General features: G+C 55.7%; 1 protein-coding gene. It reads left to right on the forward strand.

Features of this window, described 5'->3' with window-relative positions:
* Nucleotides 1-342: SDR family oxidoreductase (locus B7449_RS06965; RefSeq protein ID WP_048883530.1), on the forward strand; the 342-nt coding region annotated here is incomplete at its 5' end.
* Nucleotides 343-442 lie beyond the last annotated feature (100 nt).

Consider the following 442-nt stretch of genomic DNA (forward strand, 5'->3'; position numbering starts at 1 on the left):
ATCTTCAACATGTCCTCGATTGCGGGCCGGAAAGTCTTTACCGGCCTAGCCGTCTATTGCGCCACCAAGGCCGCCGTCGCGGCATTTTCCGATGGACTCAGGATGGAGATCGGGCCAAAGTACAATATCCGCGTCACCTGCATCCAACCGGGTGCCTTGAAGTCGGAACTGTACGAGCAGATTACGGATGCCACTTACCGCAGGCAGATGGATGACCTGGCGGCGTCCATGACCTATCTGGATGGCGAGGACATCGCTGATACAATCCTGTTTGCCCTGAACGCACCATCCCGCATGGATGTCGCAGAACTGTTCGTTCTGCCCACCGAACAGGGATGGTAAGGATCAGAATCATGAAAGAACTTCGGCGGGAGCAATTTCTTCAGGACATTAAAGTTCAAGGTCGGACAGCCCCGGATGATCGTCGGGGCGTCTTCCCGCA

This window comes from Komagataeibacter intermedius TF2, from assembly GCF_000964425.1.
GTDB classification, from domain to species: Bacteria; Pseudomonadota; Alphaproteobacteria; order Acetobacterales; family Acetobacteraceae; genus Komagataeibacter; species Komagataeibacter intermedius.